The organism is Mucilaginibacter glaciei, from assembly GCF_014773245.1.
Taxonomy (GTDB): domain Bacteria; phylum Bacteroidota; class Bacteroidia; order Sphingobacteriales; family Sphingobacteriaceae; genus Mucilaginibacter; species Mucilaginibacter glaciei.
Genome location: NZ_JACWMX010000016.1, coordinates 1 through 4829, shown reverse-complemented (window position 1 = coordinate 4829; position 4829 = coordinate 1). Strand labels below are relative to the sequence as shown.

Annotated in this window: 2 protein-coding genes and 1 rRNA gene; all 3 read right to left on the bottom strand. The window is 37.7% G+C overall.

Going from position 1 to position 4829, the window contains the following annotated elements:
- Nucleotides 1–602: 602 nt before the first annotated feature.
- On the bottom strand, nucleotides 603–839 hold the full coding sequence (locus IDJ76_RS20680) for a hypothetical protein (RefSeq protein ID WP_191166279.1): 237 nt from the start codon (nucleotides 837–839) through the stop codon (nucleotides 603–605).
- Between the two features lie 274 nt (nucleotides 840–1113).
- Nucleotides 1114–4278 carry an N-6 DNA methylase gene (locus IDJ76_RS20675; protein ID WP_191166278.1) on the bottom strand — a complete coding sequence of 1055 codons (3165 nt, stop codon included), beginning with the start codon at nucleotides 4276–4278 and terminating at the stop codon, nucleotides 1114–1116.
- A gap of 477 nt (nucleotides 4279–4755) precedes the next feature.
- Nucleotides 4756–4829, bottom strand: a 5S ribosomal RNA gene (gene rrf, locus IDJ76_RS21290); the annotation flags it as partial.

Here is a 4829-nt window from a genome sequence, read left to right as displayed (position 1 = left end):
CAAACACGTCTTTGCGAGGTACGAAGCAATCCCTAATTAACAGGTACGATTTCCAGAGCCGATTGTCATGGTAAGCTTGTCGAACCAATCTACCAAACGCGTCATTGCGAGGTACAAAGCAATCTCCCGATTCACAGGTCTGATTGACAGAGCCGATTGTCATGGTGAGCTTGTCGAACCATCACCGCACGTTTCCTTCGACAAGCTCAGGATGACCCTATCAAATGCGTCTTTGCGAGGTACGAAGCAATCTCCAATCAGCAGGTATAATTTGCACAACCGCTTGTCATCGTGAGCCTGTCGAACCACTACCGCACTTCCTTCGACAAACTCAGAATGACCACCGCCCCCAATACGTCTTTGCGAGGTACGAAGCAATCTCCCGATTCACAGGTCTGATTTACAGAGCCGATTGTCATGGTGAGCCTGTCGAACCACCACCATGCTTGTCGTCGACTTTCCTATCGGGGATTGTTTTGTCGCTATCGCTCCGCGCAATGACGCGTGGTTTTAATAAGCCAAGTGCTTCCTTACAACGTACGAAGCCTCCCCTAACAAGCAGGTGAGGCTTCGCAAACGAAAATTAAATTTCTTCCGGGTAATTAATCCTTGTGGATAATACCCGCCAAATCGTTCACATCCGTCTTGATCTTTTTAATATGCTTTTCCTTATCCTTCAGATAATCCTGTGCGTGTTCCTTTAGTTCGGCAGCAGCATCGTCAATATCAGCCTTGCGTTTGATATACAAATAGGTAATAGCACCCGCGAAAATGGCACCCAACGCTAAACCGGCAACCAATTTAAAACTGTTATCTTCTTGTTGAAATGGATTTTTCATAGCTGTATGTTTTATTAGCAAACACGCAGTAAGGCGTTTGGTTTGAGATTTTTTTGGAATTGGGTGGGTTGGGGGGCTGGGGAAGATCTTGACCACGCCTATCATTACAAGCAAAGAAACTAGGTATATCTCTTTTGTGATACGAAATTCGAATTTGAAGCGAAGTCTTACAGGGAAGATTAAGCGCCTGAATCGCGCGTGAGTAAGCGCAAGTCTAGCTCCGCGTGCGAATTAAGGCGCGCGAGAAATCGCACCTGCAGATTTCGTGTTATTGTTAACCGATAATTTTTTTCACTATTTTATCAATTTGTAACATTTCGACAGAAAGATGCTTTTTTATCTCTAATCTCATACGTCCCAGAAGTAATCCTGATAAATTACCGCAAGACTGAACGGAAAGATAATTCTTAGCTTTTTCATGGGCAGCCTTACTTAAGTTTGCGAGTAACAGATGGTCACTATTAGTTTCACTGAATTTTGGATAATATATGTCTAGTATCTTTTTGTGCACGTGCCTCGCGCCAAAAAGTCCCCTCGCTTGAAAATCTTTCATTTGTTCATTAGGTATTCTAGAATTCAAAATACCTGCAAGGTAATAGGCTTCTTCTTTAGAATACGTATGTAAAACATATGTAACACTTTCGACTATAAATTCTAAAGGCCATTGGCTTCTGACAACCACTGTCGCGTTTGCGTCTTTCGCTGACGAATTGTAAAGTACTAGATAAGGTGCATTTAGATTTTGTTCTGTTAATTTATTTTGCCAATTTATATAATCCTTTGATGTTGTATTTCTATTTTTTTCAGTTTTATGGATGTCCCATATTCGTTCGGAATTACCAAACCATTTAGATGCCAATAGAAATCCATCGTGTCGTAATTCCTGGCTTGTTTTTAATGTTATTTTCTTTTCACAATGTTCATCTTCTTTAACAATTAACGGCAACGCTATTAGATTAGGCTTATGCAGTACAAAAGGTAAAATGCTTTTTGAAAGAGCTGTAAGAAATATAAATTCACTTTCGACACGCCCGGCTAATTCTATGTTCCATGGTTTTTTTGCGTCAGCTTTAACATCCTCTGCTGTCCTGACGTTAATTGTACGTCCGATAAAATCAGCAGGTATTTCTTGATCAAGCTCTACAAAATAAAAAGACCTGGGAACTATCGTCGCTCCTTGTTTAAAATCATTTTTATAAGGATTTATCTTAGCCTGAGTTTTATATTTTTTTGTGCTGAATGCTGTGGACTTACCTTGCTTAACATAAAACCAAGTGGCAGTAATTTCGGACAGTTTTTTTGAAGCAACCGCACCGTTGCAATTATGAGATGGCAAATTGCCAGTAAAAACCTTCCCTGGTAAACCTGCTGCCGGTAAATTTCGCTTAACATGAGCTTTCATTCCAAACAAGACAGCACTGGGGATTCTAAATAGTGGTGAAACTCTATCTAAATCCCATATGTTTAGTAATTTAAATCCTTTAGCTTTTCCGCTACGCGTGTTATCATGATGATCAGCACTAAAAAAACTACGTGGCAATACAAACGCGATTTTACCACTGTCTTTTAAAAAGTAGCTGGAACAATAAGCCATAAAAATTGCTGCTATCTCTAAATGGGGAAAGTTCGCAACTTTCACAGGCTTAACATCATACTTAATCGCCAAAGCATTTAATGTATTCTGGTATTCCTCGTTTTTTATTGAACTATAGGTAAACCAAGGAGGATTACCTATCACGTGTGAGAATTTGTCTTTTAAGAAATAAGGTTTGTATAAATTCTGAACAATAAATTTCCAAATGCTATCCCGTCCTCGCTCTTTAACTTCTTTTAACGCAAGATAAATTGTGTAAAAACTATCTGCAATGTTTTGACTTATACCCCCTGACGCATATTGCCTATTCAAAATTGCTTCAAAAGTTTTAATGTCTTCGGCTTCTTGATTGACTGTCTGTTCCGCTAAATCCTCACAAATACCTAGTGCCTCATCAAATAATCGCAAGTCATCTAAAATTTGCGTTTTAACATAGTGGTTTTCTCTATCAATTTTCATTGCAAAGTCGCCTCCAAACAATGTTGCAGTGCCTTCCGGCGCTAGTAATGTATTTGCTAAAGTAATATTAAGATAAATTGGTTTTTTTGCATTTATGACATCCTTTCCTAAAGCTAGAAGTAACGTTGTCTTAGCAATTTGCACAGATAAAGGATGGATATCTATACCGTAAATCATCTCATTTATTTGCTCCACGGTAATATCGGAATGCAAAACTTTAATCCTATGAATTGATGCGCGCAAAAAAGAGCCGCTTCCACAGGCCGGATCTAATATCTTATCAGACTTGATAAAGCTATACTCGTCAACAATTCTCTCGCATAACCAGTCAGGCGTATAGTATTCACCTAGCGAATGGCGTGTATCTAAATCTATTAACTCTTGATAGACTCCTTTTAATATATCTTCGTCAACGTTCGTAAAATCAAATGCTGACAACTCTTGGGCAATTAATCTAAAAAGTTTCTTTAACAATTTAAAACTTGTGTCGCTTTTTACCCAATGGAAAAAATCATTGTCAACGAAATTTCTAATGTTGTATTTATGAAAAATATCTCCATTAAGAATTCCCTTTAATTCTTCATCGTCTATATAATCATCATTAGAAACAACCACGTAAGCTAACATTTTCGAAAAAACACTTAAATAGGTATGTATCAAAAAGTTATTATCATTAGCATCGAATGATCCATAAGCGATACTTAGGAATTTTTTCCACTGCTCAAGTGATACTTGAACCTCACCAAATTTCTTTACGTCATTAAAGTGTTTGTCAAGCTCTCTAAATCCCTCAATAAATACGGGGCTTTGATAACCAAAAGCTTCTTCAATTCTTTTTAAAGTTGCTTTACTTTTCTGTTCTTTAAAAAGAAATCGATCTATCCAATAAAAAAAATCTTCGGCATTATCATCGTTTAAGGTAAAGGAAGCTGTAATGACCTCTGTTAGCTGCAATTCATTTTCATTAAGCGTGTCAAGGTGGCCAATTTGAGATATATCTGGTGAATATACTCTCCAAGTCAAGAAATCAGAAGCTATCAATGTAAAATTATATCCCTCTCCAGATTTAAATTGCCCTAACAAATAACCCGCCAACTGCTCTTTGGCATGGATCAATGATAACTTCAGATTGTTTTCAAATTCAATAATTACTCTATTATATAAAGTATCCGCGCTTCCTCTATGTAATTTATCAAACCTGGGAATATTCACTATCGCACGTTCCGCACCTGCACTTATTGCATCTATTATCTTTTCGATTTCTTTATTTCCGGTATAAAGGCGATTTAGTAAATCTTTAAAGGCTTCTTTTTTAGTTAGTTCCTTATTAGCCGTAAGAATTTTCTTCCTGTAATCTTGAATTAAAGAAATATGATGTTTTTCCATTAACACAATGATACATATTGTCGGTGATATAAGAGTTTTATCATCAATATTATTGTTTAGCATGCAGTCGGCGTTTCGTCTCTTCGAACGGCTTGTTAAGGCTACTTTAAGCCTGCATAGAGGGGTTTCATTACAGAATAATTGTAACTTAAGAAATTTAGAGATATTTAGAGATGAATTGTGAGGGGCGGGGTAATTTAAAGTGTACTAAAGACTGCAAAAAAAACTCAGATTCTATTAAAAGCCTGCTCCTGGTTTGAAACCACCGGGTAATTTTTTTGCATATCTGGTGACAGGAGTGTGTCAGTAAAGCGGTATGGTGATTTAGCTAAGTAACTGAATAAGAGGTGTTCATGAATGTTCACGGTGTTCATGCGGTGAACGTGAACAGATTGGATGTGCGGATGTGCAGATGGAAAAAACTTCTTATAAATAAAGAAACCCGTTATCTTGTTGGATAACGGGTTTAACTTTAAGATTGGGCACCGACCTACTCTCCCACATTTTACTGCAGTACCATCGGCTCTGGCGGGCTTAACTTCTCTGTTCGG